This window comes from Erwinia sp. TECH1 (genome assembly GCF_054057575.1).
Map to the genome: position 1 here is coordinate 1,458,999 of NZ_JBSRZK010000001.1, position 24,844 is coordinate 1,483,842.

A 24,844-nucleotide genomic window follows, 5' to 3' on the forward strand; every position below is an offset into this window, starting at 1 on the left:
AGCGGATTATGTTTGAGCTACGCGTACTCACGGGCCGCCATCAGGGAGCGGCATTGCCGGTCAGCGGCGGGCGCTGGACGCTGGGCCACAGCGAAGAGGCCGATCTGCAATTAACTGACGACGGCGTGGCTTCTCAGCACGCCGCGCTGTGTTTTGAAGACGAGCGCTGGCAGCTGCACGGCATTGAAGGCCAGGTGCGTCAGGCGGAGGGCGAGCCGCTGACGCTGCTGGATCCGCTGTCGCCCGATACGCCTTTTGCGCTGGGCGAGGTCTGGCTCTGTCTGGCGCCGGCGGAGCAGCCCTGGGAAGCGATGCGCGCGGCGCCGCTGCCCGTTGCACCTGCGGCCGTCGCCGCACCGGTTGCTGCCTCCGCGCCCGCGCCTTCGCGCCTTTTTTCTCGCGGTATTCAGGTGCTGTCGGTCAGTCTGATCCTGCTGCTGAGCTTCACGATTATCAGCTGGATCCTTCAGCCCACCGTGGCGCAGACCGCCACCACGCCTTCCAGCCGCAAAATGCTGGAAACCTTACAGGAGGTGCGGCCGCCGCTGCTGGCGATGCTGCGGGAGCGAGGCCTGACGCCGGGGGTGAAAATCGATATGGATAAAGGGCGACTGATCCTGAACGGCGAGCTGAGCAAAGAGCGGTTACAGATCCTCGACAGGATGCTGACGCGCTTTCAGGCGCAGTATAACGTGCTGCCGCAGCTGGTTAACCATACGCGACTGCGCAGCGCGAAGCTGCCTTTCCGCATCGTGCAGATCACCACCGGCAAGCGGGCTAACGTGGTGACGGACGCCGGCGAGCGGCTGTTTGTCGGCGATCAGGTTGGCGATTTGCGGCTGGTGGCGATCACCTCCAGCGAAGTTGAATTCGCCGGTCGGGAACAGATAAAGGTGAACTGGTGAAGTCTGATTTTCCTCTGCTTGACGACTGGTTTACCGCCCATCAGCAGCGGCTGGCGCGCTTCTCGCCGGTGGCTATTTACGGGCGCATTACCGGCATCAGCGGCATTCTGCTGGAGAGCAGCCTGCCGGGCGCCCGCATTGGCGATCTCTGCCAGATTGAGGGCAAAAACAACACGCGGGTGCTGGCGGAAGTGGTGGGATTCAACCCTCAGCACACGCTGCTTTCCGCCTTAGGCCAGCTGGACGGCATCGCCCAGGGCGCCCGCGTGACGCCGCTGTTTCTGCCGCACAGCATCCGCGTGTCGGAGCAGTTGCTGGGCAGCGTGCTGGACGGCTTTGGTCGCCCGATTGAAGCGGGCAGCGTCAGCGCGTTTGCGTTGCCGGGCGAAGCGGACAATGTCAAACCGGTGCTGGGCGATGCGCCGCCGCCAACGGCCCGACCCAGGATCGACACGCCGTTGCCGACCGGGATGCGCGCCATCGACGGGCTGCTGACGCTGGGCGTCGGCCAGCGCGTGGGTATTTTTGCGGGTGCAGGCTGCGGCAAAACCACGCTGCTGGCCGAACTGGCGCGCAATACGCCGTGCGACGTGATTGTGTTTGGTCTGATAGGCGAGCGCGGCCGCGAACTGCGTGAGTTTCTTGACCATGAGCTGGATAGCGAGCTGCGCAGCCGTACGGTGCTGCTGTGCGCCACGTCCGATCGCAGCAGCATGGAGCGCGCCCGCGCGGCTTTTACCGCCACCGCCATCGCCGAAGCCTTTCGCGACCAGGGCAAAAGCGTGCTGCTGATCCTGGACTCCCTGACCCGTTTTGCCCGCGCGCAGCGTGAAATCGGCCTGGCGCTCGGCGAACCGCCGGGACGTGGCGGCCTGCCGCCCTCGGTCTATACGCTGCTGCCAACCCTGCTTGAACGCGCCGGACAAACCACTACCGGCGCGATCACCGCGCTCTATTCGGTGCTGATTGAACAGGATTCGATGAACGATCCGGTCGCGGACGAGGTGCGCTCGCTGATTGACGGCCATATCGTGCTGACGCGCAAGCTGGCGGAGCGCGGTCATTATCCGGCTATCGACATTCTTGCCAGCCTCAGCCGCACCATGAGCAACGTGGTGGCGCGCCAGCAGATTAAAGAGGCGACCTCCGTGCGCCAGCTGATGGCGGCCTGGCAGCAGGTGGAAATGCTGATCCGGCTGGGCGAATACCAGCCGGGCAACGACAGCCTGACGGATGCGGCGGTAGAGGCGCAGGACGCCATCAACGGCTATCTGCAACAGGCGATGCGCGCGCCGTCCGGCTTCGAGCAGACCTGTTTTCAGCTGTCAGAGGTGAGCCGCTATGCGCCGTCACGTTAATCCGGAACCGGAGCCGGTTGCCGACGTCGCCGCCGTTGAGCTGCGGCGCACGCTGGATCTGCTGCTGCCGATCCGTCGTCAGCGGCTGAACCGCAGCGAAAGACAGCAGCGTGAGCAGGAGCAGACGCTGCGCCAGCTGGAGGCGCAAACAGATCGTGCTGGCGAACAGCTGAACGAGCGGCGGCAGGGCTATCAGCAGCTGAGAGCGGGTTTCGCGGCGCAAAACTGCGGCGTGCGTCAGGCCAGCTATCTGCTGGAGCGCGCCCTCGAACAGGAGCAGCAGGCGCTGAAAAAGGTGCACAGCGGACAGCTGAAGCTGCACGAACTGACCCAGGCTCAGCATGATCAGCAGCAGCGCGTCGAGGCGGCGCGTCAGGAGACGCGGCAGCGACAGCGCGATGTGGAGAAACTGGAATTTTTACTACAGCAGGAGGTAAGCGAATGATTACCCTTTCCGCACAGAGACAGGCGGCGCGGCTGCAACAGCAGCACGATCTCCAGCGCCAGACAACGGAACGCCACAGGGAGCAGCGCGGCGAAGCGCGCATCGCGCAGCGTAAAGAGAAGCCTGCCGACGACGGTGAAAAGGTTGCGCTACGCCGCGAGCCGCGCAAGCCCGCGCGTGAAGAAGATGCATTGTTCAGCGAACTGCTGGAAGAGGGCGAGAGGCCGTTTACGCCACCGCCTTTCAGCCAGTCCGATTCTCAGCAGCAGGGCTTTGCGCAGCTGGATGAAAGCAGCGCTTACGGCGCGCCGCCCGCGATGGCGATGTGGCAGGAAATCGAAACGGATCTGCTCGCTGCCACGGAGCAGCGCCCGCCCGCTGAGATGACGCTGACGCTGCTCTTGCCGAAGCTGGGCCACGTCGACGCCCGCTTTTCCGCGCTGGCCGCAGGCGGTTGGGATATCGCCCTGCAGCTGCAGCCCGCCGCCTGGCGCGTCCTGCTGCCGCATCAGGAGCGCTGTCGTCTGTCGCTGCGTCAGCGCATGGCCTGCCAGGTACGGCTGCGTTTCGAACGACGCTCGTCGGAGCAGGAAGCATGAACAGGCTGTCGCTAAAAAAACTCAGTAAACAGGCCGCGCGGCTGCGCGGGCAAATCGGCGCGGGCTGTTTTTATCCCTGGCAGCTGGCCGGTGAACCGGGCGTGCTGCGTCTGGCGCTGGCTGACGGCTATCAGCCCGGCGAAATGAGCGTCTGGCAGTGCGAAGCGGGCACGCTGGCATTTACCGACGCGCAGGCGGTGCTGTCGCTGATGGCTGCCACGCCTACTTTTGCCCTGCCTGCGACCGCGCCGGAACAAAGCTGGTACTGGCCGTGGTGGCAAAGTCAACTTTCTGGCGAACTTCTGGCGTTGTTCGGCCACATAGCTGTAACGGAAGAAAAAGCAGCGGGCGAATTTCTGCTGGTGATGACGCTGGCATGGGGAGACAGAGAGGCGCGCAGTCTGCTGGCGCTTTCAGCCGACACCCTGTCGCGTCTTCTGAGCAAACCCGGCTGGCAGCGAGAAGCCATGCCGCTACCGCCCGATTTACCACTGGCTTTGCCGCTGATTATCGGCGAAGTCGAGCTGTCGCCAGGCGCGCTGAAGCGCGGTGATGTGGTGCTGCCGCCGCAGCCTTTTTTTGCCCCGGACGGGCGTGGAACGATCCGTTGCGCCGGGCGTTTGCTGCACGGAGAGTTGCGGATAACGCCCGGTACGACGGCTCATTTTTATCTTAGCGAGATGGAGAACGATGACGTGACTTTGCCCCCTGACGAGTTTGAGCAGCCGATCACTCCCGATCCCCAGTGGGACGAGGGATCGACGACGGAAGCCACGGATTTCTCCGTACTGCCGCTGGCGCTGTCGGTACGCTGCGGCCAGCTGCAGCTGACGCTGGGAGAACTCTCTGCCCTCGCTCCGGGCGCGACGGTGATGATCGATAACGTGACGCCCGGCGAAGCGCTGCTCTGCCACGGCGACTATGCGGTAGCGAAAGGCGAGCTGGTCGACGTGGAGGGCCGCCTTGGCCTGCAAATCACCCAGATGCTGCCGGGCCACAACCCGCTGGCGCGGTAGACGCATGGATGCTTTATCGCTGAACCCGATGACGCTGGCGCTGTTTCTTGGCGCGCTGTCGCTGGTGCCGATTTTAATGATTGTCTGCACCTGCTTTTTAAAAATCTCTATGGTGCTGATGCTGACCCGCAACGCGATGGGCGTGCAGCAGGTGCCGCCCAACATGGCGATTTACGGCATTGCGCTGGCCGCCTCGCTGTTTGTGATGGCGCCGGTTTTCAACGAAATCAGCCAGCGGGTAAAAACGGTGCCGATTGACACCCAGTCCGCGGAGCGGCTCGACTATACGGTCAGCAACGGCGCGGAGCCGCTGAAGCGTTTTATGGTGAAGAATACCGACCCGGATATCTTGATCCACCTACAGGAAAACGCGCAGCGCATGTGGCCAAAAGAGATGTCGGCCACGGTATCTCACGACAGCCCGCTGCTGCTGATCCCCTCGTTTGTTTTGTCGGAGCTGCAAAACGGCTTCAAGATCGGCTTTCTGATTTTTATCCCCTTTATCGTGGTGGATCTGATCGTCTCCAACGTGCTGCTGGCGCTGGGGATGCAGATGGTGTCGCCCATGACCATTTCGCTGCCGCTGAAAATTCTGCTGTTCGTGCTGGTCAGCGGCTGGACGCGGCTGCTCGACGGCCTGTTTTACAGCTATCTGTGAGGGAAAAATGGATATCCTGACCCTTTTTCGCCAGGCGATGCTGCTGGTGGTGATCCTTTCCGCGCCGCCGCTGATCGTGGCGGTAATCGTCGGCGTCATCGTCTCGCTGCTGCAGGCGGTGATGCAGCTTCAGGATCAGACGCTGCCTTTCGCCATTAAGCTGGTGGCGGTGGGCGTCGCGCTGGCGCTGACCGGCCGCTGGATCGGCGTGGAGCTGACCGAACTCACGCAAAGCGCCTTTGCCATGATGCCTAACGTGAAGTACTAACCAGAAGTTAGCTTTATAAAAAAATAAACCCGCCGGATCGGCGGGTTGTTATTACAGGGTAAAGGACAGGTTTATTCACGCGACTGCTCTGGCAATCAGGCGCTGTAAATTTCTCTGTCAGCGACTTCATAGCCGTTATTTTGCGTGCCGCGACAGCTTCGCCGCCAGGAAACGAGGTGTTCGTAAGTGCCTGTTGCAGCTCGCCATCAACATAAATTTTACTGCCGCTGCCTTTTGACCGTCGTGCCATTAATGTTGGCCGGTCATAAAAACCGGCTGATAGTCAGGAATCGATTTCCAACGGAATACGATAGTTAATACCGTTGATGCGCACGCGCAGCTTGTTGTCTTTCGGCAGTGCTTTCGTGGTCAGCACCAGCGTGCCGTCGGTATCAAAAGCGATGCCGTGCCCGCTAAGCGTACCAAAAGCAGCGGCATCAACCGGTGTCCACGGAGAGCTCAGCTTGCTGACTACCGTATCTGCCACGACCTCGCCACGCGGTGTCCACAGGAAGCACTTGCCGCCATGAAAACGGCTGTCGGTAGTGCTTTCAACCTGTACGTGAACGTAGCCGCTGTTGGCGGGCAGCTTCACATAGATGCTCACATTATTCGCATAGGGCCGGTTTAGCCGGATATCGGTTACCGGGCTCGATCCCCTGACTTCCACCGCGCCCACTGCTTTAACCGTATCGTCGCCTTTCGCCCGGCGCATACGCAGGATAGCTTCCCCGCCGCCAAAGTTATTGGTCAGATTATTAATGGCGCCGCTTGCTGCCGGGCTCTCAGAACGGGCGCCTAAAAAGCGCACGGTAACCTGATCGCTTTCGGCCGTGGTGACATAGTCGCCAACGTAAACCCATACCGGCGCTTCGGTGGTGTTGTTAAAGCGCAGATTGGAGCTGTACCAGTTAGCCGCCATGGATCCGGCCAGCGTGGTGCCAAAAGATTCTTCACGACGGTAGCCCATATCGTAACCGCCGAGATAGCGCACTACCGTGGCGTTATTACGGTTAAACGCGGCGTTTTGCAAATTGATATGGCGCAAAATAGCTTTTGTAAAGGTGATATCGGCAGGCACCGTTGCGCCTTCCATACTGAACACGTCAATGGTCCACTCGCCGTTACTGATATCCATCGGGTAGTTACATTTCTCCATCCAGCCGTTGTAGATACAGCACTGGGTGGCGCGCGGTAAATCAAAGGCCGGCGTAGTAGAGTGGCTTTCCTGCACGTTAAAGTTGCTGAGTTCGATAGCGGTAAGATGATTCCATGAATTTTGATAAGACGGACGGCCTTTCAAAATAGAGTCGTAAGTATTGCTGGTGTAAAAGCTGTTGAACTTCGTATCCAGCGTATCGATCATATTAAATACGATGCCGCCCGTTTGGCTAATATTAAGCCTGTCGCACTGATAGTACTGTCCTTCGGCGCATTTATTCGTCATAAAGCCGCGCGTATTTTTTGCTAAATCGTACTGACCATAAATTTCGAGGCAGGAAACTTCCGTGCGGCGAGCATTGGTATTAAAAACAAAACTGCCTTCATCGCCTATAAGCGTGAGCTTTGCCACAGGCGAGTAGCCGTAAGCAACGGTAGGCCCATTAATTCTCAGCATACGCAGGTAAACAGAAGAAATATTCAGGCTGGATACGGCATAATTACCTTCAGGAAAAGTAATCCAGGCTTTATATGCCTCGCCTGAATGCTTAAACGTGAAGTTATACATGGCTTTGATCGCGGCGATAGCGTCCGTTTTACCATCCGGTACGGCGCCAAAGTCGCCAATGTTTAAATCTGCCAGGTTATTGATTTGTCGACGCCAGTGGTAGGCGTTGCCGGCGGTATTGGCAATGGTGCCGCCATCGTCCGTTGCTGCCGTCAGCGAGCCGACAAACCAGCCGCCGCCGGTGCCTTTATAAATGGCCTCACCAGGGGCGGTGTGACAGCGAAGCAGCACGCTTTCGCCTTCATAGGCAGGGGCAAGCTTGCGCAGATCGTTAAAAGTGGCAACGCTTTTCGTATGTACGTCATTAACAGTAGTAGTGGGCATTTTTTTCTCCAATGAAAAAATAATTTTTAATTAACCAGGCGAGTTAACCCATTGGATATTTAATCTTAAATATCCGGTTTCATTTAATATTATGCAACCTTGTAAGGGTCTTAACTGCGCCTGTTTTATTTTTTAACATGGGAAATTCGTTACGAATATGATTTTTTTACGATGATCGTTAATATTATTTTTCAGGGCGCGATTTACCTTTTTTTATTTTTTTGCAAGGGGCTTGTGATGGGGGTTTTTCTTAAAATATCTTGTAAGAATAATCTTGCCCGCAATGAACGTAAGCAGGCGCTTACCATCTTTAAGTAATCCGTACATCCGTATAGCTTTTTTAGTGAACTTTCTGTGGTTTTCTGCCACTCAGCTATAAACGGCAACCCGAAAGATTTAACAATATGTGGAACAATGTCCTTTTTGATGGCTACCACTTTATCCTGGCGCTGACGCTGGCGATGGCGCGCATTTTCCCCTGCCTGCTGCTGTCGCCGGTGTTCTCGTTCAACGCCATTAAAGGCGGCCTGCGCTCCGGCATCGTGCTGGCGCTGGCGCTGTTTCCCGCACCGATGATCCAGCAGCAGCTGGCGGCGGACGATCCCTCGCTGTTTCTGCTGGCGGCGCTGGCGCTGAAAGAGGTGATTATCGGCGTGGCGATCGGCCTGCTGATGGCGATGCCGTTCTGGCTGTTCGAGTCGGTGGGCGCGTTGTTTGATAACCAGCGTGGCGCGCTGACGGGCGGCCAGCTCAACCCGCAGCTCGGGCCGGACGCCACGCCGCTCGGCTTTTTGATGCAGCAGTCGATTATCCTGCTGCTGGTAGTCGGGCTGGGCCTGTCGACCATTACGCAGATTATCTGGGATAGCTATAGCCTCTGGCCGCCGATGCAGTGGCTGCCGCTGCCGGGCGAAGCCGGGCTGAAGGTCTATCTGGAGCTGCTGGGTGGTATCTTCACGCATATGGTGCTTTACGCCGGGCCGCTGGTGGCGCTGCTGCTGCTGGTGGATTTTAGCGTCGGCATCCTCAGCATCTACAGCCCGCAGCTCCAGGCTACCGTGCTGGCGATGCCCGCCAAATGCCTGTTGGGCATGCTGTTCTTTGTGCTCTATTTGCCGATCCTGAATTACGTTGCGGGCGAGCGGCTGTTCGATTTAAAAGATCTGGTGCCGCAGCTGGCGGACATGTTTAAAGGGGTGCGCTGATGGCGGAAAAAACCGAAGACGCCACGCCCCAAAAGCTCAAGGAGTCGCGCAAAAAGGGTCAGGTCGCCCAGACGCCGGATATTCCCAAACTGCTGATTTGCGTAGGCGTGATGGAGACGATTTTCGCGCTGGTCGGCGGCGGCATGCAGCGGCTGGAGGCGATGATTATGCTGCCGCTTGCCCGCCTGAACGATCCTTTCGGCCATGCCATGCAGGAAGTGATGCTGGACGGGGTGATGGTGCTTTGCTATTTCTGCGGCATCGTCTGCGCGCTGATTTTTCTGCTGCGCATTATCGGCGGCTGGCTACAGTTCGGCCCGCTGTTTTCTACCGAGGCGCTGGCGCCAAAGTTCGACGCCATCAATCCGGTCGGCCACCTGAAGAATATGTTTTCCGGCAAACAACTGAGCACGCTGCTGACCAGCGTGCTGAAGGCGGTCGCCATCGGCGTTATTTTTTACCTGGCGATCGAACCCGACCTGGGGCCGCTGGCGCAGCTGGCCTACGGCGAGGATCTCAACGGCTTCTGGCAGGCGGTGCTGGCGCTGTTTATAAAAATCGTGCGGGAAACGCTGGCGTTGCTGCTGGTGCTGAGCGCGTTCGATTTCGGCCTGCAAAAATATTTCTTCCTCAAACAGCAGCGCATGAGCCATGACGATATCCGCAACGAGTTCAAGCAGAGCGAAGGCGATCCACACATGAAAGGGCATCGCAAATCGCTGTCGCATCAGATCCTTAACGAAGAGCCCAGGCCCAGAAGAGAAGTGGCGGTGGAAGAGGCGGATATGGTGCTGGTCAACCCTACGCACTTTGCCGTCGGGCTTTATTACCGCGCTGGTGAAACGCCGCTGCCGCGCCTGCTGTTTAAGGCGGAAGGCTTAGATGCGCAGGATATTATTGAGGAAGCCAAAAAACGGCAGATGCCGGTGATCCGTTTCGTCTGGCTGACCCGCACGCTGTTCAGAACGGTGAATGAAGGCGACTATATCCCGCGAGAAACGCTGAAGGCCGTCGCCCAGGTCTATCGCCTGCTGAAAGAGCTGGAGGATCAGCAGCTGGATGAAGTGCTGGAAATCGAAGAGTAACAGAGCGTGCAATGCCAGGGCCGCTTTACTGAGCACGGGTGTGATGTCATTTTTAGTCAGTTCAAAGTTGGCTGATTGAATTTATATCATTTAAATCAATATATTAATGGTGAAGCTTCCATTTGAAGATGGCCGTTTACGGCTTATTTCCCGGAATACGGAAACCTTTCCGCTACGGAAACTGCTTAAGGAAATTTAGTGCCAGATAATCCGTAGCCTTAACGGGAATACGCTTTTTTATATTATACGTTTCCCCGTTTTATGTCGGGGCCTGCTGGCTACGTCATATCCGCCAGCGAATACAGCGTGCCGATCGCATCCTGCGGCACTTCGCTGCCGGTGAGTTGGAGCATCAGCAGCGGCGCGCCTTCGGGCGTAGCGGAAAGATAACAGCCTTCGTAACGGCCGGGCGCGAGAAAGCGGCGCATCAGCGCCTCACGCAGCCGGAAAGGGGAAAAAGGAGCGGGCAGCAGCTGGAGCGTCGGCACGGGTTGCGCATAAAAACGCAGCTCGTGTCCGACGGGATCGCACCAGCAGCACGCCTCACCACGCTGCCATGCAGCCAGAAAGGCGCGATGGGAATCGACGCGGATCACTGATTAACCGAAGCCTGTGAATAGTCAAAAGGCCCGTTGCGCATATCCGGCTGCCACCAGATGGTGACCGCCCGATCGTCCGACACCGGGCGGCAAGACATCTCGCTACAGCCCGCGAACTTAGGCTTTGCACAGGCGGTAAGCAGCATCGCCATCAGCAGGATCAGAACAGGTTTTTTCATTATCAGCCTCATTAGCGCGACAGCAGGCGCGTCGTTTTTACGCCGCTGGTGGACAGCGACACCGGCGCCGATTGCAGCAGCGACACGCGGCCAGGTCTGGCCGGCGCCTGCGTATCGTAAGCCACGTACACCTCGGTGGATTCGCCCGGTTGCAGGCGGGTATGCGGCCAGGCGGCCACGGCCAGCGTGCGATCGCCCCGGCAGGATGCCTCGTCAAAACGCGCCTCTTTTCCGCTGGTGTTGGTGATCACGCCTACCGAAATCTGCATCGCGTCGTTGCCGTACCACTGCTGGCGAGCGCTGGCGCGGAAGGTCAGCGGCACCGAACAGAGTGAGCCGAGCGGCAGCCCCGTCTGGCTGGGCTGTAAACCGCCCGGCTGACGGCTTTCGGCCAGATCCTGCATCGCATTTTCGATGGTGCGCTTCATGTCGCCGAACTGATGGCGTCGGTTGATATCCCGCAGCGCATCGTTAATCTGCGCGCTGTTTTGCGCATCAACGTAGCGGGAAGGATCGACCTGGTCGCCAATCAGGTGCGGCGTAATAATAAACAGCCGCTCGCGCTGAGAAGTGGTGCGGTTGTTGGAGGTAAACAGCTTGCCCAGCAGCGGAATTTTGCCGAGGATCGGCACGCGCTCTTCGTCATCGCCGCTCTGCTTGGTGTGGAAACCGCCCATCACCAGCGACCGTTTTTCCTGCACCAGTGCCTGAGTGCTGATCACGCCGTTTTCCGTACCCTGCGCGCTGCCGTCCTCGTTTTTGTCCAGCTTGCCGTCTTCCACATCCACCACCAGCTGCACGGCGGCTTTTTCCGGGTTATCACCGATTGAACGCGGCGTGACGCGCAGGCTGGTGCCCGCCGTTACTTCCCGAATGTCCGCAACCCGCTCGCCGATGGCGGTGATAAAGGCGGTATTGCTGAAGTCGATCACCGCAGGCTGGTTTTCCAGCGTCAACACCGACGGATTGGCGATAATCGACGCGGTGCCTTCGCCTTCCAGCGCCTGAATATCGGCGAAGAAGCGGTTAAAATCGGTAACGAACAGGGTACTGGCGCCGTTCAGCATCGACGCGCCGGCGGTTACGTTGCCGAACTGCCCGGACCAGTTGGTGGAAAGACGGGCCAGCTCGTTGCGGTCGATATCCACGATGACCGCATCGATTTCAATCAGCTTCTGCGGCACGTCGATCATTCTGACCAGCTCCTGATACTCCGAGCGCAGCTTTTTGTTGTCGCGCACCAGCAGCGTGTTGTTGCGTACGTCGGCGGAGACTTTCCCCTGCAGCGTTTTGCCCGGCTGCTGCTCGTTGCTGCGGCCAAGCCGGGTATTGCGGCCAATCATCTGTTCCATGATGCTGCGGCTTTCGTTCTGCATCGCCTGGTAGGGGCTGTCGCTGCCGCCGCGACCGTTCTGCGTGGTGGTGGCGCCGTTGGCCGAACCGTTGCTGTTTTGCCCCAGCAGTTCGTTAAGCATGGTGGCCACGCCGGGCACCACCAGCGTCTGGTTGCGATATTTGATAGTGCGATCCGCCACGTCAGCATATTTCAGCGGAAACGCCATCATTTGCTTGTCTTCGCTGGTTTCCGGCTCGGATTTTTTGCTGAAATCCGCAATCAGATCGACATATTTGGGCGGCCCGGTGACCAGCACCACGCCGTCGTCGGGCAGCTCGCCCCAGCCGAATCGCGGCTCCAGCAGGCCGACGCCCTGTAGCGCCTGTTTAATATCGGGCGCGGCATCCGGGCTGATCTTCAGACGACGCGAGGTCTGCTGCGACTGTGGGCTGACATAAAGCGTGTTGTTATAGACGAACCACTGAAAGCGATACTCCAGCGCCAGCCTGTTCAGAAAGGCCTCGGCATTGTCGGAGCGCAGGCGCGCGGTGACAAAGGTATCGGGCAGGCCGGTGACGTTGGCATCCACGCCGTGGCTGCCGGCGAAATCCTGCAGGATCACGCTGAGCGGCGTATTGTCAGCGGAATAGGCGTAGGCGCCTTCGCGCCATTCTTCCGGTGTAGTGGCGTAGCTGTGTGAGACAGAAAGCCCGATCGCCAAAGCCAGCAGCAAAGGGCGAAAGGGTAAAAAAGCAGACGGCGTAGGCACGCTTCTCTCCTTGTTACAGGCTCGTTGGCCGCATTAGCATCAGCAGGGTGTCCTGCCAGATTTCACATTGATTACAAAGACTTTCTAACAGCGCGACGGCGGCCTCTTTTGCGTCGCTTTTTAACCGCGCCAGCAGACAAAGCGTTTCGCGCTGCGGATGCAGGCAAAGCGCGGCGGTAAGGTCGCCGAAGTGATGCAGCGCCGGGTCGGTCAGCCGCAGCGCCCGCTGCATCAGCGCATCATTAACAGGCACAGGCAGCTGTAGCTCGGCAAAAAAAAACCAGCCGCCGGGCAGGCGCTGTAGCGTGATCGGCATCTCGTCAATCCACAGCGCCAGCTCGCCGTTGGTTTTATCCAGACAGGCTTCAATCAGATCGGCGACATCAGTTGATGGCATCAATGATGGCCTTGCGGATACCATGCTTGTACTGGGTGTACTGCGAGCTGGCCCAGTTGGCGTTGGAGACGTCGAGCATCTCGTTCTGGAAGGCGTACATATCACTGACGTTAAACGGCTGGTCCTGACTCTCTTGCGCGAACTGATACATATCTTTTTGCGCGTGCGCGACCTGACTGGTCAGGCGACGCTGGATCGAATCTTCATAGCTCATCGTTTCAGTCTCCGGTTGGGGGGTGCCATTAAGTGGCGGAGAACGCGAGCGGGTTCCGACGAGGCGAAAAAATTGTTGTGGCAGAAAAGAAGGGCGCTAGTCGGGGATCAGCGCCGCGCAAACCTGAGTCCAGCTCAGGCTCAGCTCGCCGTTGTCGGTGGTCAGCCGCAGCGTGTCGGCATCCAGCGAACTGTCGCTGACCAGCTGCCAGTCGAGCGGATGCTGCTTCAGCCAGGCGGCAGCTTCATCCTGTCGGACGGGCGCGCAGCTTAGCGTAGCGGCAGCCTGACGGCCCTGCGCCTGTTGCAGCTGCCGCAGCATGGCGGTCAGGCGGTCATCGGCGGGCAGCGCCGCCAGCAGCTGATTCATTGCCTGTTTCAGCAGCGCCTCGGCCTGGGGGATCAGCGCCTCCTGCCACTGCTGCTGCTGCTGCTGCCAGTCGGCGAAAAACTGCTCCGCCTGCGCGACAAAAGCCTGCTGTCGAACGGCAACGGCCGCGTCCGCGCGCGTTCTGGCTTCTTCCAGCAGCCGATCGGCTTCTTCTTCGGCACGGGCCAGCCGCTGCTGCGCCTGTTGTTCCGCCGTTTGCAGCAGGCTCAGCGCCTGCTGATGGTCAACCAGCGCTTCGCGGCTCAGCAGCGGCCCCGCAGGCATCGCCAGCACGGCAAGTTTTTTAGTGATCCACATGCGGCTCGGTTCCTGATTGCTGACACTGCCAGATGGCCGCGTCGTAAAGCGCCGCCAGCCTGGCGTGCGGCAGCGTTAACGTGGGATATTCTTCCAGCTGTGCGGCCCATTCAGGGGGAAAACGCAGCCGTAAACGAGGCCAGCTTTCCGGATGTAGCGCGCGCAGCAGCAGCAGGCCGCCGATGGGCCAGGGATGAAAGCAGGCGGCATCCAGCCAGCTGTCGCAGCGCAGGCCTTTGCTTAAGCGCCGACACCAGATCAAATCGCTGCCCGCCATCCCGGACGGCGTGGCCTGTGGGGCGCAGGTGGCGGCCAGCAGCGCCAGTAGACGCTGCCAGCGCTCGTCGTCGAACGCGATCAGCGCCAGCATCCGCGCTGACGGTTCCGGCGGCAGGGCGGGGGAGATGCCGAAGCTGGCCGCGACGGCCTGCGGCTGCTGCCAGCTCAATGCCTGCTGCGCCGCCGGCGGCAGAGCGAAAAAGTCGGATGTCCAGCCCGCCTCCGCCTGTTGCCACCAGCCCTGCTGCCACCAGTGCAGCCAGTCCGCGATGGAAGCCTGCTCCACGGCTTATTTTCCTGTCGCCGCAGCGGCGCTGGCCGGTTTTTCTTTTTTCCGGCCGGGTTTGAACAGCAGCAAAGCGAAGGCGATCAGCAGCACGATGGCGAACAGCGCGAATACCCATTTCACCGTGCCGTACTCATCCGGCGAAAGCTGAAACGGCCCCATCTGTACCACTTCAATCTTGTCTTCATAGGTCTGCGCCGGCACAAAAACGATCGCTAAATCCTTATCGCTTTTGCCCGCCAGGCCCGGAATGCTGGTGGAAACCATCTGGCGGATGCGCGGCTCAATGCTGTCCGGATCCAGGGTGTTATGGTATTTGATAAACACCGAGGCGGAAGCGGGCTGTACCGGCTCGCCGGGCGCCAGCCTTTCCGGCAGCACTACGTGCACGCGCGCCACCACCACACCGTCGATCTGCGCCAGCGTCGATTCCACCTCCTGCGAAAGCGCATAGATATAGCGGGCGCGCTCCTCCATCGGGCTGGAAATCACGCCGCTTTTCTGGAACACCTCGCCAAGATTGGTGCGCGCCTTGTGCGGCAGCCCGGCGGAGTCAAGGATTTTTACGCTGCGCTCGATATTTTCCGCATCGACCGACACGGAAATGCCCGCTTTTTCAATCAGCTTTTGCGCGGCAATTTGATGCTGATTCAGTTCGGCGATGATATCGTTGGCGTCGCTTTCCGCCAGCCCGCTGTACAGCACGGTTTTATCGCCGCAGCCGACCAGAAAAAGCGCCAGCGAGCTAATCATTAGCCATTTCAGCAAAAGTTTCATAGGGGCTTACTGTAGGTTGGTCAGTTTATCAATGCTCTGAACGCCTTTGGCGACGATTTTTGCATTCATTAAATTTTCAATATAGTAATTAGATAAGGCGGCATTAGCATGACTAAATTCTAATAAATTGGACGAGCGGGAAGCTTTTTGTAAATCCTGATAGGCTTCTTTTCTCTGGTGTTCATTATTACTTAATGAACTGGCAATGCCGGAAAGAAAATTCGTGACTTCGGCAGGGGCGGAAACTTTTTCAACCTGCGGTTCTTTAAGCTGGGCCGAAAAAAAATCGACGTCGCTTTGCTGCGGCTCCGCCGTGGTTTTTATTTGCGGAAGCTCGGTTAAATCTGCCGGGGAGGAATTTATTTTCATAACGATCTCGCGCTGGATAACAGAACGAAAAGCGGTGCGGGTCAGGGGCGCAGACCCGCACCAGCAGGCGAAACTAGTACTGGATTTTTACCTGAGCGGCAGCAGAACCCGCCTTACTGGCACTGTCTGCAACGCCGTTCATTTTGTTGTTCTGTGCATCAAGCTTGGCTTTATCGACCATATCCTGCTGCATCTGGCCCTGAACATCCTGCATCTGTGACATAAAGCTTGCGCCATCAGTTGCGCTTTCAACTCTTGTTGCCGCTGTAGCTGCAGTAGAGATACCTGAGGATACTGAAGACATAGTGTGGCTCCTGATTATATTAAGGGGTGGTTGTTAGCATATTCGTTAATTAAGTGGGTGTGGCGCAAAAAGGGTTCCAAAGAAAATAAATTATTTTTATAAACGCATCAGGCAACAATATTCAACAATTTGATACGGTGATAAAGGGTGCGGCGCGGAATACCTAATTCATGCACCACGTCATCAATCTTATGGCCGTGGCGATGCAGACACTCTTTAATCAGGCTGCGCTCAATGCGACGCAGGCGATCTTTTAATAATGTCGCTTCGCCTTCGCCCGGCGTGATATTACACAGCGGCGGCAGATGCAGCACGTGGCGTTCCGCCGCGGCTTTCAGCTCGCGAATATTGCCGGGCCAGCTGTGCAGCAGCAGGGCTTCGTCCAGCGCCAGCGAACGCGGCGGAATAGGCTGCTGTAGCCGCATGGCCGCTTCCTGGGTAAAGCGGCGAAACAGCGGGATAATCAGTTCGGCATGGGAACGCACCGTCGGCGTCTCCAGCTTGATGGTGGAAAGCCGAAAATAGAGGTCGCGGCGAAAACGTCCTGCGTCCACCAGCTCAATCAGCGGCGTCTGGGAAGCGGCGATCACGCGTAGATCCAGCGGCACGGGCTGCGTGGAACCCAGCCGGTGAATGGCGCGGGTTTCCAGCACGCGCAGCAGCTTCGCCTGTAATATCAGCGGCATGCTGTCTATTTCATCCAGAAACAGAATGCCTTTGTCAGAGGCTTCAATGTAGCCCGGCCGGGAATGCGTGGCGCCGGTGTAGGCGCCGGCGATCACGCCGAACAGTTCGCTTTCCGCCAGGTTTTCCGGGATAGCCGCGCAGTTCACGGAAATCAGCGGCCCTTTCGCGCCCGAAAGCTGGTAGATGCGGCGGGTCAGCGTATCTTTGCCCGTCCCGGTTTCGCCTTCCAGCAGCAGATCGACTTTCAGCGGCGCAAGGTTGTCGATCAGCGGATGCAGGCTGGCGTGGATATCCGTTCTGGCTGCGCCAGGCTCGGTAAGGAAAGCCGTGACTTTATCGTGACGGATACTGCCTGATTGTTTCTCACTACCCGTTACCATATTTTCTCCTGTCTACCCTCGGACTATGCAGTTAGCAATCTGCTGCAACTTAAGCGAAAACAACACGGGATCAGCGGCGGGCTGCTCGGGGTAACACTCAATATTCGCTTACTATTTACTAGCGCGGCCTTGAGAGGCTATCAGTTTCCTCTGAAGTTGTTGTGGGGATCTCCGTGGGGCAAGGTAGGGAAATCCCTACACAAATTTCGCAGCGCAGCGGTAAGCTGATGTAAACAAGCGCATTATTTAGATTACAAAACGTTAAGAATGTGTAATTTAATTTACCGTAATTAAGACTTTACCAGCGCCAATGGAACATGCCCGGCCCGATCGCCACCCAACACGGAGACGAAGCCTTGACGGGTGGACTCGTGACGATCATTTCACTGAACAGAGGAAGCGGCATGAAAATAGGCGGCGGTGTAAACGGCGCGATTGGCGGCGGCAAAACGGGTGGCGATGCGGGTCTGGAGCTACCACTCAGCAACAAGCAAAATAACGGTCAGGGCAGCCCGGGACTGGGTAATATCCTGAATTTTGCTACTTCGGCGTCAAATAGCGGCGGCGGCCAGGGCGTGCAGTTTGGCAGCAAAGAGGCGCCTGCCCAGAACGGCAGTAACGGCAGCAGCCAGTCGACAGGCAACGAAAGTAGTATTACGCAATTGCTGAACGCCATTCTGGAGCTGTTGAAAGGCAGCGAGGCGAACAGCTATAAAAACGGCTCTGGCTCTTCGGGCTCTGGCAACGGAACGTCCGGCGCTCAGGAAGCCGCTGGCAGCGGCGATATCATGACCCAGCTGATGGAGATGATTAAAAAGATGCTGGGGCAGTCATCTGAAGGCGCCAACGCATCCGGCCAGGGTGGCTCAGGCGGCTCGGGCGGCGCAACGCAGGGTGGTAAGGGAGCCGAAGACGAGCAGGGCAGCAGCGGGCTGGCTGCTAAGCTGGGCGGTGCCCTGCAGATGCTGGGCCTGGGCGCCATTCTTTCAGCCCTTTCCGGCGGCGCTGGTGCGCAGGGCGGCGGCGAAAGCAAATAGGTTTTCCGGCATACCTTTTCAGGGCGATCGTCGATCGCCCTTTTTTTATCAGGCTGGCAGCGTGCCTTTACCGGTAGCAATGGTATTGGCAAAATCCATCACCTTATCGACATAGGTCGCGTCGCCCGTGCCCGTTTTGGAAATATCACTTAAATCAGCGGTGTTGACGTTGTTTGGCCCGGAATTATAGGCGCGCAGAGCTGCGCCCATACTGCCATCAAATGCGCCGAGCTGCTCTTTCATGTAGAGCGCGCCCGCCATGATATTGTCATGCGCGTTATCAGGGCTGGCGTTGGCGCCCAGCAAATCCGGATTTTTACTTTGCAGATCGGCAAAGGTATTGCTGTTGACCTGCATCAGACCGGCATCCTGTAGCCCGTTGCCGCCGTTGACCGTCGCCGCGCCCAGATTGCTGCGGGACTCCTGCCAGATTTGCGCGGCAAGCACGTTAGCAGGCACGCCGGTAGCCTGCGCCGCATCCTGAATGTCGGCCTCAAAAGGCTTGAGCGAGTCGGGCAGATGAAGATCGCTGTTGCCGAGAGAGAGGGCCGGAGAGCTGCCTGACGTCGCGCTCGTCTGGGCTGCGGACAGCGCTGGGGCAGCGGTTTGCGCTCCGCCGTTTTCCGCTGGGTTACCGCTGTTTTTGAACGTTACTGGCGCGGTGGTGCTGCCTGAACCGGTAGCGCCGCTTTCGCCGCTGCTGGCCTGCTGGCCCTGAAGCAGCTGCTGGATCAGCGGCAGCACGGCCTTCATGATTTCCGATATCAGCTGCGATACCTGCTGCGACAGGTCGCTGTTTTGCTGCGTGTCGTTGCCGTTATTATCAAGCAGGCTTTCCAGCGAGGTGCCCTGGCTGCCTGACTGCGCGAAATTAATCGAGGCCTGGTGTTTTTCATTAAGCGGACTAAGTAAATCTTCGCCGGGCGACAACAAACTATCCAGGCCGGGGATAGTCGGCGGCAAAGCGTTAGCGGAAGAAATTGGGGTCATCATGAATTTCCTTAAGCGTAGACCAGGGAAGAGTGATGATTAGTGGCCCGGAGGCGGTATGGGTTCCGCCTGAGGGGAACTTCCCGTTTTGTCACGCCACTTACTGCTACGGATTTTTACCAGATGGAAAATTTATGCCCTTTAATCTTTTTGGTACCTCTTCTGGCGCCAGCCACCGCACCCGTCATGACGCGAAAGTAATGCTGCCGGGCAAGCCGGGCCTGGAAGGGACGCGCAATGGCCGCATCATCACCGTGACGGAAAGCCAGCAGCAGATCCTGAAAAAAGCGAATCGCTCGATCGAAGACACCTGGAAAACATTAGATAAGGGGTCTGCTAACCAGATCCACGACATCCTGCACACGCGCGGCGGCGTGGTAAAACGTACGGTCGCCTGCCGGGCCGAAAACAGCTCTGAGGATAACCGCCCATGGCGCGCCGCCCGCTTTCGGGCCGGAAACTGCGGCGAAATGGCGGCGGTAAACGGCCTGCTGCTGGCCTCCTCCGGCATCAGCGAGCCGGTAGCCGTTTGCAGCGCGCTGGATGGCGATCACGCCTTTGTGATGGTAGGCGACAGGCGCATCAACGGCGAGCGCATCTATTCCGATGCCTGGCCGCTCTATGGCCGTGCCGACAAAGAGCAGAACTACGACCTGTCCAAACGCTATCGCATCGTGAAAGAGTACGCGCCGCAGGCCGCTAATCCCGAGGTGCGGGAGCGATTAGTGCATGGCGACAAGGCCAGCCGCGAGGAAGTCAATGCGCTTTACCAGCGCGAGATGCGGCGGGAGGGGCAGCCTATCGACAGTAAGGATCTCAGCTCGTTGAAACAGATTGCCCGGCGCCACGGTGGCGGGCTGTATCAGCAATATCAGGCCTCGAAAAATATCAATGTGTACTATCAAACCGAAAGCGGCGGCGATGCCACCGAGCTAAAACCAGAGATGAAGCGATCCGTGTATGAATCCCGGCGCCGTCGTCAGGATGATGCGACCCGTACAGAGGTGGCGGAGCTGATGCGCAACATTAACCGCGGCGTGTAAACGCTTAACAGGAAAATTATGGCTATCAGTCGACTGAAAACGCTACTGGCTCCGCTGCTGCGTCAGTTGCGCATTGATGAGGCGCAGCTGGAAGAGAGCGGAAGCTACGTAATGGAAGCGCAGGGCATCGCGCTGCTGTGGGAGGAGAGCCCGCGAGATTACCTGACGCTAAGCTGTCAGTTGCCGATGCGCGAAAGTGATTTTGCCGATCCCGCCACGTTGAACATGCTGTTGCAGTGCAATCTGCTGGGGCTGGCGCATCCGCCGGTGCTGACCGCCACGCTGCCGGAGCAGCAAAGCGTGCTGCTGTGGACCCGCGAGCCTTTTATTTTACTGGAGCCGCACCAGCTGCTGGCGCTGTTTGAACGCTTTATCGCACAGGCGGAAAGCATGCAGCGCTTTTTGACCCTGCCGACCACAGGCTCGTCATAAAAAAAGGGCCACGAAAGTTGGCCCTTACGCTGTCAGTGCGGCTGTTTAAACCCGGCCTTCACCAGCTCTTCTTTGAAGGCGTTGGTAATGGCACGGTTGCCGCCGGTGACAGGATAGATAACGTTATTGATCACATCATCCAGATAATGCTCATCGAACTCCTGCAGCGTCAGCGGCGAGCCGCCTTCATCATTAATGGCAATTGAGCCGTGGATATGATCGCCCTCGTTTTTTGCCTTCAGGCTGTATCGACCCAGGCTGCTGTCCAGAGTGCTCATAAGATCTCCTTATTACCGTCAGGGATTGGTATCGCAAGCCCTGTTAAGTCTAGCCAGCGCCTGCCTGCGCGCCTAAGATTCCTCTGTAAAGAAAGCGCAAAGTGCGATCGCTGTCGCTTAAAAAATGCATGGCTGGATATTTATTTAATTCATTGATTTTTAACTATTTTTATTTAAACACCGTGAAGGTGCCTGAAATCACAATGATTTAAGGATAAAAGGCGAAAAATGGTACTAAATTGCTGGCAGAGGTCAGGAACGTCTGCGAACGAAGCGGTAAAAGGTCATCATGAAAAGCGACGCAGGCTGTTTTACCACGGGCGGCGGCCGGAAAAAACGGACGGCGAAAACGGCAGGACGGAAATCTTCTTCTATAATCAAGTGGCTACACAGTAGTAATTTTTTTATCTGGCTGAGGAAAATGGAATGAAGATTATTCTCTGGATTATTGCGATTATTTTTATTGTCGGCCTGCTGACGTTAACCGGCGTCTTTAAAGTACTTTTCTGATTAGTCATCAGGTGGCAATACGCGCGTATTGTCACCTTTTGCCCGCCGGTTTCGCCAGAGCGGACGCCGCGGTCATTTTTTCCTTTTTATCCGGTAACTGATGGAATATGTCGGCTTCATCCTGCTCTGTTACCGCGATAGCCTGACGAAACAGGCAATCTTTTAGGGTGATGGGTTTCCAACAATACGCACATATCGCCCCGTGATGATCGCCAAAGCGGTCGCCGCGAGTCGTGAAAATGAGCTCTGCGTGCCCACATCTCCCGCATCGTATTCTCACGTCGGCTCCTTAAATTTCTGTGTTAACCAGGATTAATTTTACCAAAAAACGCGTATAGATCGATAAATAATATTTATCAGTTTCGTGAAATGATATTAACCCATAACAACATGATTCAAAAGAGATAACCCAGTTCTTTCCTTTTATTTACAATAGGGAGACGATGAATATTGTTACTTTGGGCGCTTTTATTTCTTTTTTTGGTTAAATAAGCATTAATTGCGCTAAATAAATGATCCAGATCAAACTCCATTAAAACAATTCATGATTGTAACTGACCCCATTAGCGCATTATTTCGTCCCGTTTTTAATCAGAAAAAAAAGAGAACTTTGCATAACCGCAATGTCGACCGGCTCAACTTTAAAAAAATTTGCACAGTTGAAAATTTGTTCGCTGTGCATTCATGAACCGTTTAATGGCGGTAATTACAATAGGGGCCGGATTAACAATATGACCAGGCCTGCCGTTTTTAATCAGCAACGGCAGAGATTTTTTAACAGCACCACGGGTGAGCGGTAGATTAAAATGACATTTTTTCGCTTTTTTCTTCTTTTCCTGAGCCTGGCAGGCGCAGGAAGCCTGTCCGCTACAGCTCAGGCACAAACACTGGGCGCCGCGATCTCCGGCGGCTGGCAAAATTTTAGCGACGGCGTCAGCACGACCTGGAACGAGCCGCAGCATTACGACCTTTACGTGCCGGCTATCACCTGGCACAACCGCTGGACTTACGACCAGGCGCATATTGATAAATACAACGAGCGCCCCTGGGGTGCAGGCGGCGGCATGTCGCGCTATGACGAAAAAGGCAACTGGAACGGCCTGTACGTGATGGCCTTCAAGGACTCCTTTAACAAATGGGAACCCTTCGGCGGCTACGGCTGGGAAAAAATCTGGCAGCCGCTGCGCAATAAAGATTTTCGGCTGGGGTTGGGCTATACGGCTGGGGTAACGGCAAGAGACAACTGGAAATATATCCCGGTTCCGGCGGTTTTGCCGCTTGCTTCAATAGGTTTTCGTGATGCCACCTTCCAGATGACTTATATTCCGGGGACTTACAACAACGGCAACGTCTATTTTGCCTGGCTGCGCTGGCAGTTTTAACAACAGGCGCACGCTAAAATTAAAATTGATGCGTAAAAAAAGCGATATTTATCACTTTTTCGTGAAAGGCCACTGGACAAAAGGCTCAGCAATTGCTGTACTAACCGTCGACACAGTTTAGTGTCCATTTTTCATGTAAAGGTAATATAGATGTCTAAGATCAAAGGTAGCGTTAAGTGGTTTAATGAGTCCAAAGGATTCGGTTTCATTACTCCTGAAGATGGTAGCAAAGACGTGTTCGTTCACTTCTCTGCCATCCAGAGCAACGGTTTCAAAACTCTGGCTGAAGGTCAGCGCGTAGAGTTCGAAATCACCAACGGTGCCAAAGGCCCATCTGCTGCTAACGTTGCCGCTATTTAAGTTATCAGACAGAATTTTAAAAACCCGCCTTATGGCGGGTTTTTTTTCGCCTGAGTGATGCCTCGTCTCCATGGAATGCCCGGCCAGGTGAGCCTGTAAGCCGGATAGCTGTTGCTAAAGTTCCCGTACTGCTCTGTGCCTGCATATTGCGCAGGTTCCCGCCGTAAGTACCGCTCTTTGCCTGCGTGTTGCAAAGGTTCCCTTAATGCTCTGTGCATGCGTGTCGCGCTGATTGCCGCCTGTAAGTTCCGCCCTCTGTTGGCCTGCCGCGCAGGTTCCTTTAATGCTCTGTGCTTGCGTGTCGTGCAGGTTACCGTCTGTAAGTACCGCCCTTTGCTGGCGTGCCGCGTAGGTTCCCTTAATGCTCAGTGCATGCGTGCCGCACAGATTTCCGCCTGCGAGTCCTGCTCTCTGCTTGCGTGCGCAAAGATCCTGCCCTGTTAGCGCTTCTTCTTGCTTGCGTAAAGATTGTGCCAAAACGTGATAAACGAAACAGTCATCGTTAACTGCGCCGGGTGCAGATGCCTGTTTTGCGGTCTGTGAAGCCCAAACGCGGCTTATTCTGTAACAGGCGTCGGCGTCGGTCGGGTTGCTTATCGTGTCAGTCAGGCTATATAACCTGTAGAAGAAAAGCGCTGACGCCCTGAGCGGGCCGCAATTAACAGGAGAGAGAATGAGGATCCGACTGGCGAATACGCACGACGGTTTTGCCCTGAGCGCGCTGTTAACCGAACTGGGCTATGCCAACACCGAAGTCTTTATTGAGCGTCGTCTGGCGCAGCTGATCGACGACAGGGCAGAACAGCTGCTGATTGCCGAGCAGGGCAGCACCGTATTAGGCTTTCTCTCGCTACATTTTATTCCGCAGCTGGCGCTGGCGGGGGATTTCGCGCGCATCAGCTATTTTTGTATCGCGGACGGCAAGCGTAGCGAAGGCGTCGGACATCAACTGTTAAGCCACGCCGAGAAGCTGGCAAAAGCCCACGGCTGCGATCGGATGGAAGTCCACTGCCATGAGCAGCGCACCAAGGCTAACGCCTTTTATAGCCGGGAAGGCTATAGCGAGGCTCCCCGCTACCTGATTAAAAATCTCGATGCGCACGCTTTTTATCCCCACGGAGAGACATAATGAAAGTGGCTTCAGGACAGTTTGCGGTCAGCCGCAGCTGGCAGGAGAATGCGGCAACCTGTACGGACTTAATGACCAGGGCGCTGGCCGGCGATGCCGATCTGCTCGTTTTACCGGAAGCCGTGCTGGCTCGTGATATCGCCGATCCGGATTTGGTGCTGAAAGCCGCTCAGCCGCTGGACGGGCCATTTTTAAACGAAATCCGTGCAGCCAGTCGCGGCAACGGCTTAACCACAATAATGACCGTACACGTGCCGACCGATAACGGCAAAGCGCTGAATGTGCTTATCGTCATTCGCAATGGCGAAATCCTTGCCCGCTACGACAAGCTGCATCTTTATGACGCTTTTACCATGCAGGAATCCCGCAATGTCACCGCCGGTGACGAGGTGCCGCCGCTGGTGGAAGTTGCCGGTATGCAAGTGGGTCTGATGACCTGTTACGACGTGCGTTTTCCTGAACAGGCTCGTCGTCTGGCGCTGGACGGCGTGGAAGTGCTGGTGCTGCCAGCCGCCTGGGTGAGAGGGCCGCTGAAGGAGATGCACTGGGAGGTGCTGGTAACGGCGCGTGCGCTGGAAAACACCTGTTATATGGTGGCCGTCGGCGACTGCGGCCCGCGTAATATTGGTTGCAGCCTGACGGTCGATCCGCTGGGCGTGGCGATAGCCAGGGCGGCTGAAGCGCCGATATTGCTTTTTGCTGATTTGGATCCCGCCCGTATCGCTCATGCGCGTAGCGTGCTGCCGGTGCTGGAGAATCGCCGTTTCGCTCGCCCTGAACTTATCAGCTCGCGGAAGCTTTGAAATATTGGGTAAGGAACGCTTCGGA

General features: G+C 57.0%; 31 protein-coding genes. 17 read left to right on the plus strand and 14 right to left on the minus strand.

Annotated features, from left to right (window positions below; all coding sequences use genetic code 11):
- Window positions 1-8: 8 nt before the first annotated feature.
- The 7 genes from ACVWZ0_RS06755 to sctS are packed head-to-tail and all read left to right on the plus strand — an operon-like array spanning window position 9 to window position 5,249.
- Entirely contained in the window at window positions 9-905 is an 897-nt protein-coding gene (locus ACVWZ0_RS06755; protein ID WP_253454956.1) for an FHA domain-containing protein, read from the plus strand.
- A 14-nt stretch (window positions 906-919) separates the two neighbouring features.
- Window positions 920-2,263, plus strand: a complete 1,344-nt coding sequence (sctN, locus tag ACVWZ0_RS06760; RefSeq protein WP_301289735.1) for a type III secretion system ATPase SctN — start codon at window positions 920-922, stop codon at window positions 2,261-2,263.
- On the plus strand, window positions 2,247-2,708 hold the full coding sequence (locus ACVWZ0_RS06765) for a type III secretion protein (RefSeq protein WP_253454954.1): 462 nt from the start codon (window positions 2,247-2,249) through the stop codon (window positions 2,706-2,708). The genes sctN and ACVWZ0_RS06765 overlap by 17 nt, the downstream gene beginning before the upstream one ends.
- Window positions 2,705-3,307 (plus strand): type III secretion system HrpP C-terminal domain-containing protein, encoded by a 603-nt coding sequence (locus ACVWZ0_RS06770; RefSeq protein ID WP_253454953.1) that lies wholly within the window; start codon window positions 2,705-2,707, stop codon window positions 3,305-3,307. The genes ACVWZ0_RS06765 and ACVWZ0_RS06770 overlap by 4 nt, the downstream gene beginning before the upstream one ends.
- Window positions 3,304-4,323 carry a FliM/FliN family flagellar motor switch protein gene (locus tag ACVWZ0_RS06775; protein ID WP_253454952.1) on the plus strand — a complete coding sequence of 340 codons (1,020 nt, stop codon included), beginning with the start codon at window positions 3,304-3,306 and terminating at the stop codon, window positions 4,321-4,323. Before ACVWZ0_RS06770 ends, ACVWZ0_RS06775 begins: the two co-directional genes overlap by 4 nt.
- Window positions 4,324-4,327: 4 nt before the next feature.
- On the plus strand, window positions 4,328-4,981 hold the full coding sequence (sctR, locus tag ACVWZ0_RS06780; RefSeq protein WP_125288530.1) for a type III secretion system export apparatus subunit SctR: 654 nt from the start codon (window positions 4,328-4,330) through the stop codon (window positions 4,979-4,981).
- Window positions 4,982-4,988: 7 nt separating this feature from the next.
- Window positions 4,989-5,249 (plus strand): type III secretion system export apparatus subunit SctS, encoded by a 261-nt coding sequence (gene sctS, locus ACVWZ0_RS06785; protein WP_253454951.1) that lies wholly within the window; start codon window positions 4,989-4,991, stop codon window positions 5,247-5,249.
- Between the two features lie 283 nt (window positions 5,250-5,532).
- Here the strand turns inward: sctS and ACVWZ0_RS06790 are convergent, their stop codons facing one another.
- A complete protein-coding gene (locus ACVWZ0_RS06790; RefSeq protein ID WP_253454950.1) occupies window positions 5,533-7,302 on the minus strand; it encodes a hypothetical protein in 1,770 nt (589 codons plus the stop codon).
- A 404-nt stretch (window positions 7,303-7,706) separates the two neighbouring features.
- Here ACVWZ0_RS06790 and sctT point away from each other — a divergent pair, with 404 nt between their 5' ends.
- Window positions 7,707-8,507: a type III secretion system export apparatus subunit SctT gene (gene sctT, locus ACVWZ0_RS06795; protein ID WP_253454949.1), complete on the plus strand. Its 801-nt coding sequence runs from the start codon at window positions 7,707-7,709 to the stop codon at window positions 8,505-8,507.
- Complete coding sequence (sctU, locus tag ACVWZ0_RS06800; protein ID WP_253454948.1) at window positions 8,507-9,592, plus strand: type III secretion system export apparatus subunit SctU; 1,086 nt, start codon at window positions 8,507-8,509, stop codon at window positions 9,590-9,592. The genes sctT and sctU overlap by 1 nt, the downstream gene beginning before the upstream one ends.
- 278 nt (window positions 9,593-9,870) lie before the next feature.
- On the opposite strand, the gene ACVWZ0_RS06805 is transcribed toward sctU, so the two are convergent.
- The 11 genes from ACVWZ0_RS06805 to ACVWZ0_RS06855 form a co-directional block, all read right to left on the minus strand.
- Window positions 9,871-10,188 (minus strand): hypothetical protein, encoded by a 318-nt coding sequence (locus ACVWZ0_RS06805; RefSeq protein WP_253454947.1) that lies wholly within the window; start codon window positions 10,186-10,188, stop codon window positions 9,871-9,873.
- A complete protein-coding gene (gene hrpT / locus ACVWZ0_RS06810) occupies window positions 10,185-10,370 on the minus strand; it encodes an HrpT family type III secretion system protein (protein WP_125288536.1) in 186 nt (61 codons plus the stop codon). The genes ACVWZ0_RS06805 and hrpT overlap by 4 nt, the downstream gene beginning before the upstream one ends.
- Window positions 10,371-10,381: 11 nt before the next feature.
- Entirely contained in the window at window positions 10,382-12,475 is a 2,094-nt protein-coding gene (gene sctC, locus ACVWZ0_RS06815; protein ID WP_253454945.1) for a type III secretion system outer membrane ring subunit SctC, read from the minus strand.
- A 13-nt stretch (window positions 12,476-12,488) separates the two neighbouring features.
- Window positions 12,489-12,872: a type III secretion system chaperone gene (locus ACVWZ0_RS06820; RefSeq protein WP_253454944.1), complete on the minus strand. Its 384-nt coding sequence runs from the start codon at window positions 12,870-12,872 to the stop codon at window positions 12,489-12,491.
- The gene (locus tag ACVWZ0_RS06825) at window positions 12,859-13,086 is read right to left on the minus strand and encodes a type III secretion protein HrpF (RefSeq protein WP_253454943.1); all 228 of its coding nucleotides are present in this window, start codon (window positions 13,084-13,086) and stop codon (window positions 12,859-12,861) included. Before ACVWZ0_RS06825 ends, ACVWZ0_RS06820 begins: the two co-directional genes overlap by 14 nt.
- Window positions 13,087-13,182: 96 nt before the next feature.
- Window positions 13,183-13,773 (minus strand): type III secretion system stator protein SctL, encoded by a 591-nt coding sequence (gene sctL, locus ACVWZ0_RS06830; protein ID WP_253454942.1) that lies wholly within the window; start codon window positions 13,771-13,773, stop codon window positions 13,183-13,185.
- Window positions 13,760-14,338, minus strand: a complete 579-nt coding sequence (locus ACVWZ0_RS06835) for a type III secretion protein HrpD (protein ID WP_253454941.1) — start codon at window positions 14,336-14,338, stop codon at window positions 13,760-13,762. The genes sctL and ACVWZ0_RS06835 overlap by 14 nt, the downstream gene beginning before the upstream one ends.
- Window positions 14,339-14,341: 3 nt before the next feature.
- Window positions 14,342-15,115 carry a type III secretion system inner membrane ring lipoprotein SctJ gene (sctJ, locus tag ACVWZ0_RS06840; protein ID WP_253454940.1) on the minus strand — a complete coding sequence of 258 codons (774 nt, stop codon included), beginning with the start codon at window positions 15,113-15,115 and terminating at the stop codon, window positions 14,342-14,344.
- Window positions 15,116-15,121: 6 nt separating this feature from the next.
- Complete coding sequence (locus tag ACVWZ0_RS06845) at window positions 15,122-15,484, minus strand: EscI/YscI/HrpB family type III secretion system inner rod protein (protein WP_253454939.1); 363 nt, start codon at window positions 15,482-15,484, stop codon at window positions 15,122-15,124.
- Window positions 15,485-15,557: 73 nt separating this feature from the next.
- The gene (locus ACVWZ0_RS06850) at window positions 15,558-15,788 is read right to left on the minus strand and encodes a hypothetical protein (RefSeq protein ID WP_253454938.1); all 231 of its coding nucleotides are present in this window, start codon (window positions 15,786-15,788) and stop codon (window positions 15,558-15,560) included.
- A gap of 107 nt (window positions 15,789-15,895) precedes the next feature.
- A complete protein-coding gene (locus ACVWZ0_RS06855) occupies window positions 15,896-16,855 on the minus strand; it encodes a sigma 54-interacting transcriptional regulator (RefSeq protein WP_253454937.1) in 960 nt (319 codons plus the stop codon).
- 404 nt (window positions 16,856-17,259) lie between these two features.
- Between ACVWZ0_RS06855 and ACVWZ0_RS06860 the strand changes: the two genes are divergently transcribed.
- The gene (locus ACVWZ0_RS06860) at window positions 17,260-17,892 is read left to right on the plus strand and encodes a hypothetical protein (RefSeq protein WP_253454936.1); all 633 of its coding nucleotides are present in this window, start codon (window positions 17,260-17,262) and stop codon (window positions 17,890-17,892) included.
- 48 nt (window positions 17,893-17,940) lie between these two features.
- Here the strand turns inward: ACVWZ0_RS06860 and ACVWZ0_RS06865 are convergent, their stop codons facing one another.
- Window positions 17,941-18,885 carry a lytic transglycosylase domain-containing protein gene (locus tag ACVWZ0_RS06865; protein WP_253454935.1) on the minus strand — a complete coding sequence of 315 codons (945 nt, stop codon included), beginning with the start codon at window positions 18,883-18,885 and terminating at the stop codon, window positions 17,941-17,943.
- A gap of 131 nt (window positions 18,886-19,016) precedes the next feature.
- Between ACVWZ0_RS06865 and ACVWZ0_RS06870 the strand changes: the two genes are divergently transcribed.
- Together ACVWZ0_RS06870 and ACVWZ0_RS06875 are read left to right on the plus strand one after the other, a co-directional pair.
- Complete coding sequence (locus ACVWZ0_RS06870) at window positions 19,017-19,925, plus strand: hypothetical protein (RefSeq protein WP_253454934.1); 909 nt, start codon at window positions 19,017-19,019, stop codon at window positions 19,923-19,925.
- A gap of 18 nt (window positions 19,926-19,943) precedes the next feature.
- Entirely contained in the window at window positions 19,944-20,357 is a 414-nt protein-coding gene (locus ACVWZ0_RS06875) for a CesT family type III secretion system chaperone (RefSeq protein WP_253454933.1), read from the plus strand.
- A 32-nt stretch (window positions 20,358-20,389) separates the two neighbouring features.
- Here ACVWZ0_RS06875 and ACVWZ0_RS06880 read toward each other — a convergent pair whose 3' ends face one another.
- Window positions 20,390-20,635 (minus strand): hypothetical protein, encoded by a 246-nt coding sequence (locus ACVWZ0_RS06880; protein WP_253454932.1) that lies wholly within the window; start codon window positions 20,633-20,635, stop codon window positions 20,390-20,392.
- 426 nt (window positions 20,636-21,061) lie between these two features.
- Between ACVWZ0_RS06880 and ACVWZ0_RS06885 the strand changes: the two genes are divergently transcribed.
- From ACVWZ0_RS06885 to ACVWZ0_RS06905, 5 genes are all read left to right on the plus strand, one after another.
- Window positions 21,062-21,145 carry a small membrane protein YohP gene (locus ACVWZ0_RS06885; RefSeq protein ID WP_445084017.1) on the plus strand — a complete coding sequence of 28 codons (84 nt, stop codon included), beginning with the start codon at window positions 21,062-21,064 and terminating at the stop codon, window positions 21,143-21,145.
- 806 nt (window positions 21,146-21,951) lie between these two features.
- Complete coding sequence (gene pagP / locus ACVWZ0_RS06890; protein ID WP_253454931.1) at window positions 21,952-22,527, plus strand: lipid IV(A) palmitoyltransferase PagP; 576 nt, start codon at window positions 21,952-21,954, stop codon at window positions 22,525-22,527.
- A gap of 150 nt (window positions 22,528-22,677) precedes the next feature.
- Window positions 22,678-22,887 (plus strand): transcription antiterminator/RNA stability regulator CspE, encoded by a 210-nt coding sequence (gene cspE, locus ACVWZ0_RS06895; protein ID WP_004156612.1) that lies wholly within the window; start codon window positions 22,678-22,680, stop codon window positions 22,885-22,887.
- Between the two features lie 673 nt (window positions 22,888-23,560).
- Complete coding sequence (locus ACVWZ0_RS06900) at window positions 23,561-24,016, plus strand: GNAT family N-acetyltransferase (RefSeq protein ID WP_253454930.1); 456 nt, start codon at window positions 23,561-23,563, stop codon at window positions 24,014-24,016.
- Window positions 24,016-24,819, plus strand: a complete 804-nt coding sequence (locus tag ACVWZ0_RS06905; RefSeq protein WP_253454929.1) for a deaminated glutathione amidase — start codon at window positions 24,016-24,018, stop codon at window positions 24,817-24,819. Before ACVWZ0_RS06900 ends, ACVWZ0_RS06905 begins: the two co-directional genes overlap by 1 nt.
- Window positions 24,820-24,844 lie beyond the last annotated feature (25 nt).

Excerpts from the sequence above, each read along its gene's own strand:
- ACVWZ0_RS06755 (WP_253454956.1), top strand. The coding sequence starts at position 9 with ATGTTTGAGCTACGCGTACTCACGGGCCGCCATCAGGGAGCGGCATTG.
- ACVWZ0_RS06765 (WP_253454954.1), top strand. The coding sequence starts at position 2,247 with ATGCGCCGTCACGTTAATCCGGAACCGGAGCCGGTTGCCGACGTCGCC.
- ACVWZ0_RS06770 (WP_253454953.1), top strand. The coding sequence starts at position 2,705 with ATGATTACCCTTTCCGCACAGAGACAGGCGGCGCGGCTGCAACAGCAG.
- ACVWZ0_RS06775 (WP_253454952.1), top strand. The coding sequence starts at position 3,304 with ATGAACAGGCTGTCGCTAAAAAAACTCAGTAAACAGGCCGCGCGGCTG.
- sctR (WP_125288530.1), top strand. The coding sequence starts at position 4,328 with ATGGATGCTTTATCGCTGAACCCGATGACGCTGGCGCTGTTTCTTGGC.
- sctS (WP_253454951.1), top strand. The coding sequence starts at position 4,989 with ATGGATATCCTGACCCTTTTTCGCCAGGCGATGCTGCTGGTGGTGATC.
- ACVWZ0_RS06790 (WP_253454950.1), bottom strand. The coding sequence starts at position 7,302 with ATGCCCACTACTACTGTTAATGACGTACATACGAAAAGCGTTGCCACT.
- sctT (WP_253454949.1), top strand. The coding sequence starts at position 7,707 with ATGTGGAACAATGTCCTTTTTGATGGCTACCACTTTATCCTGGCGCTG.
- sctU (WP_253454948.1), top strand. The coding sequence starts at position 8,507 with ATGGCGGAAAAAACCGAAGACGCCACGCCCCAAAAGCTCAAGGAGTCG.
- hrpT (WP_125288536.1), bottom strand. The coding sequence starts at position 10,370 with ATGAAAAAACCTGTTCTGATCCTGCTGATGGCGATGCTGCTTACCGCC.
- ACVWZ0_RS06820 (WP_253454944.1), bottom strand. The coding sequence starts at position 12,872 with ATGCCATCAACTGATGTCGCCGATCTGATTGAAGCCTGTCTGGATAAA.
- ACVWZ0_RS06825 (WP_253454943.1), bottom strand. The coding sequence starts at position 13,086 with ATGAGCTATGAAGATTCGATCCAGCGTCGCCTGACCAGTCAGGTCGCG.
- sctL (WP_253454942.1), bottom strand. The coding sequence starts at position 13,773 with ATGTGGATCACTAAAAAACTTGCCGTGCTGGCGATGCCTGCGGGGCCG.
- sctJ (WP_253454940.1), bottom strand. The coding sequence starts at position 15,115 with ATGAAACTTTTGCTGAAATGGCTAATGATTAGCTCGCTGGCGCTTTTT.
- ACVWZ0_RS06845 (WP_253454939.1), bottom strand. The coding sequence starts at position 15,484 with ATGAAAATAAATTCCTCCCCGGCAGATTTAACCGAGCTTCCGCAAATA.
- ACVWZ0_RS06850 (WP_253454938.1), bottom strand. The coding sequence starts at position 15,788 with ATGTCTTCAGTATCCTCAGGTATCTCTACTGCAGCTACAGCGGCAACA.
- ACVWZ0_RS06855 (WP_253454937.1), bottom strand. The coding sequence starts at position 16,855 with ATGGTAACGGGTAGTGAGAAACAATCAGGCAGTATCCGTCACGATAAA.
- ACVWZ0_RS06860 (WP_253454936.1), top strand. The coding sequence starts at position 17,260 with ATGAAAATAGGCGGCGGTGTAAACGGCGCGATTGGCGGCGGCAAAACG.
- ACVWZ0_RS06865 (WP_253454935.1), bottom strand. The coding sequence starts at position 18,885 with ATGATGACCCCAATTTCTTCCGCTAACGCTTTGCCGCCGACTATCCCC.
- ACVWZ0_RS06870 (WP_253454934.1), top strand. The coding sequence starts at position 19,017 with ATGCCCTTTAATCTTTTTGGTACCTCTTCTGGCGCCAGCCACCGCACC.
- ACVWZ0_RS06875 (WP_253454933.1), top strand. The coding sequence starts at position 19,944 with ATGGCTATCAGTCGACTGAAAACGCTACTGGCTCCGCTGCTGCGTCAG.
- ACVWZ0_RS06880 (WP_253454932.1), bottom strand. The coding sequence starts at position 20,635 with ATGAGCACTCTGGACAGCAGCCTGGGTCGATACAGCCTGAAGGCAAAA.
- ACVWZ0_RS06885 (WP_445084017.1), top strand. The coding sequence starts at position 21,062 with ATGAAGATTATTCTCTGGATTATTGCGATTATTTTTATTGTCGGCCTG.
- pagP (WP_253454931.1), top strand. The coding sequence starts at position 21,952 with ATGACATTTTTTCGCTTTTTTCTTCTTTTCCTGAGCCTGGCAGGCGCA.
- cspE (WP_004156612.1), top strand. The coding sequence starts at position 22,678 with ATGTCTAAGATCAAAGGTAGCGTTAAGTGGTTTAATGAGTCCAAAGGA.
- ACVWZ0_RS06900 (WP_253454930.1), top strand. The coding sequence starts at position 23,561 with ATGAGGATCCGACTGGCGAATACGCACGACGGTTTTGCCCTGAGCGCG.
- ACVWZ0_RS06905 (WP_253454929.1), top strand. The coding sequence starts at position 24,016 with ATGAAAGTGGCTTCAGGACAGTTTGCGGTCAGCCGCAGCTGGCAGGAG.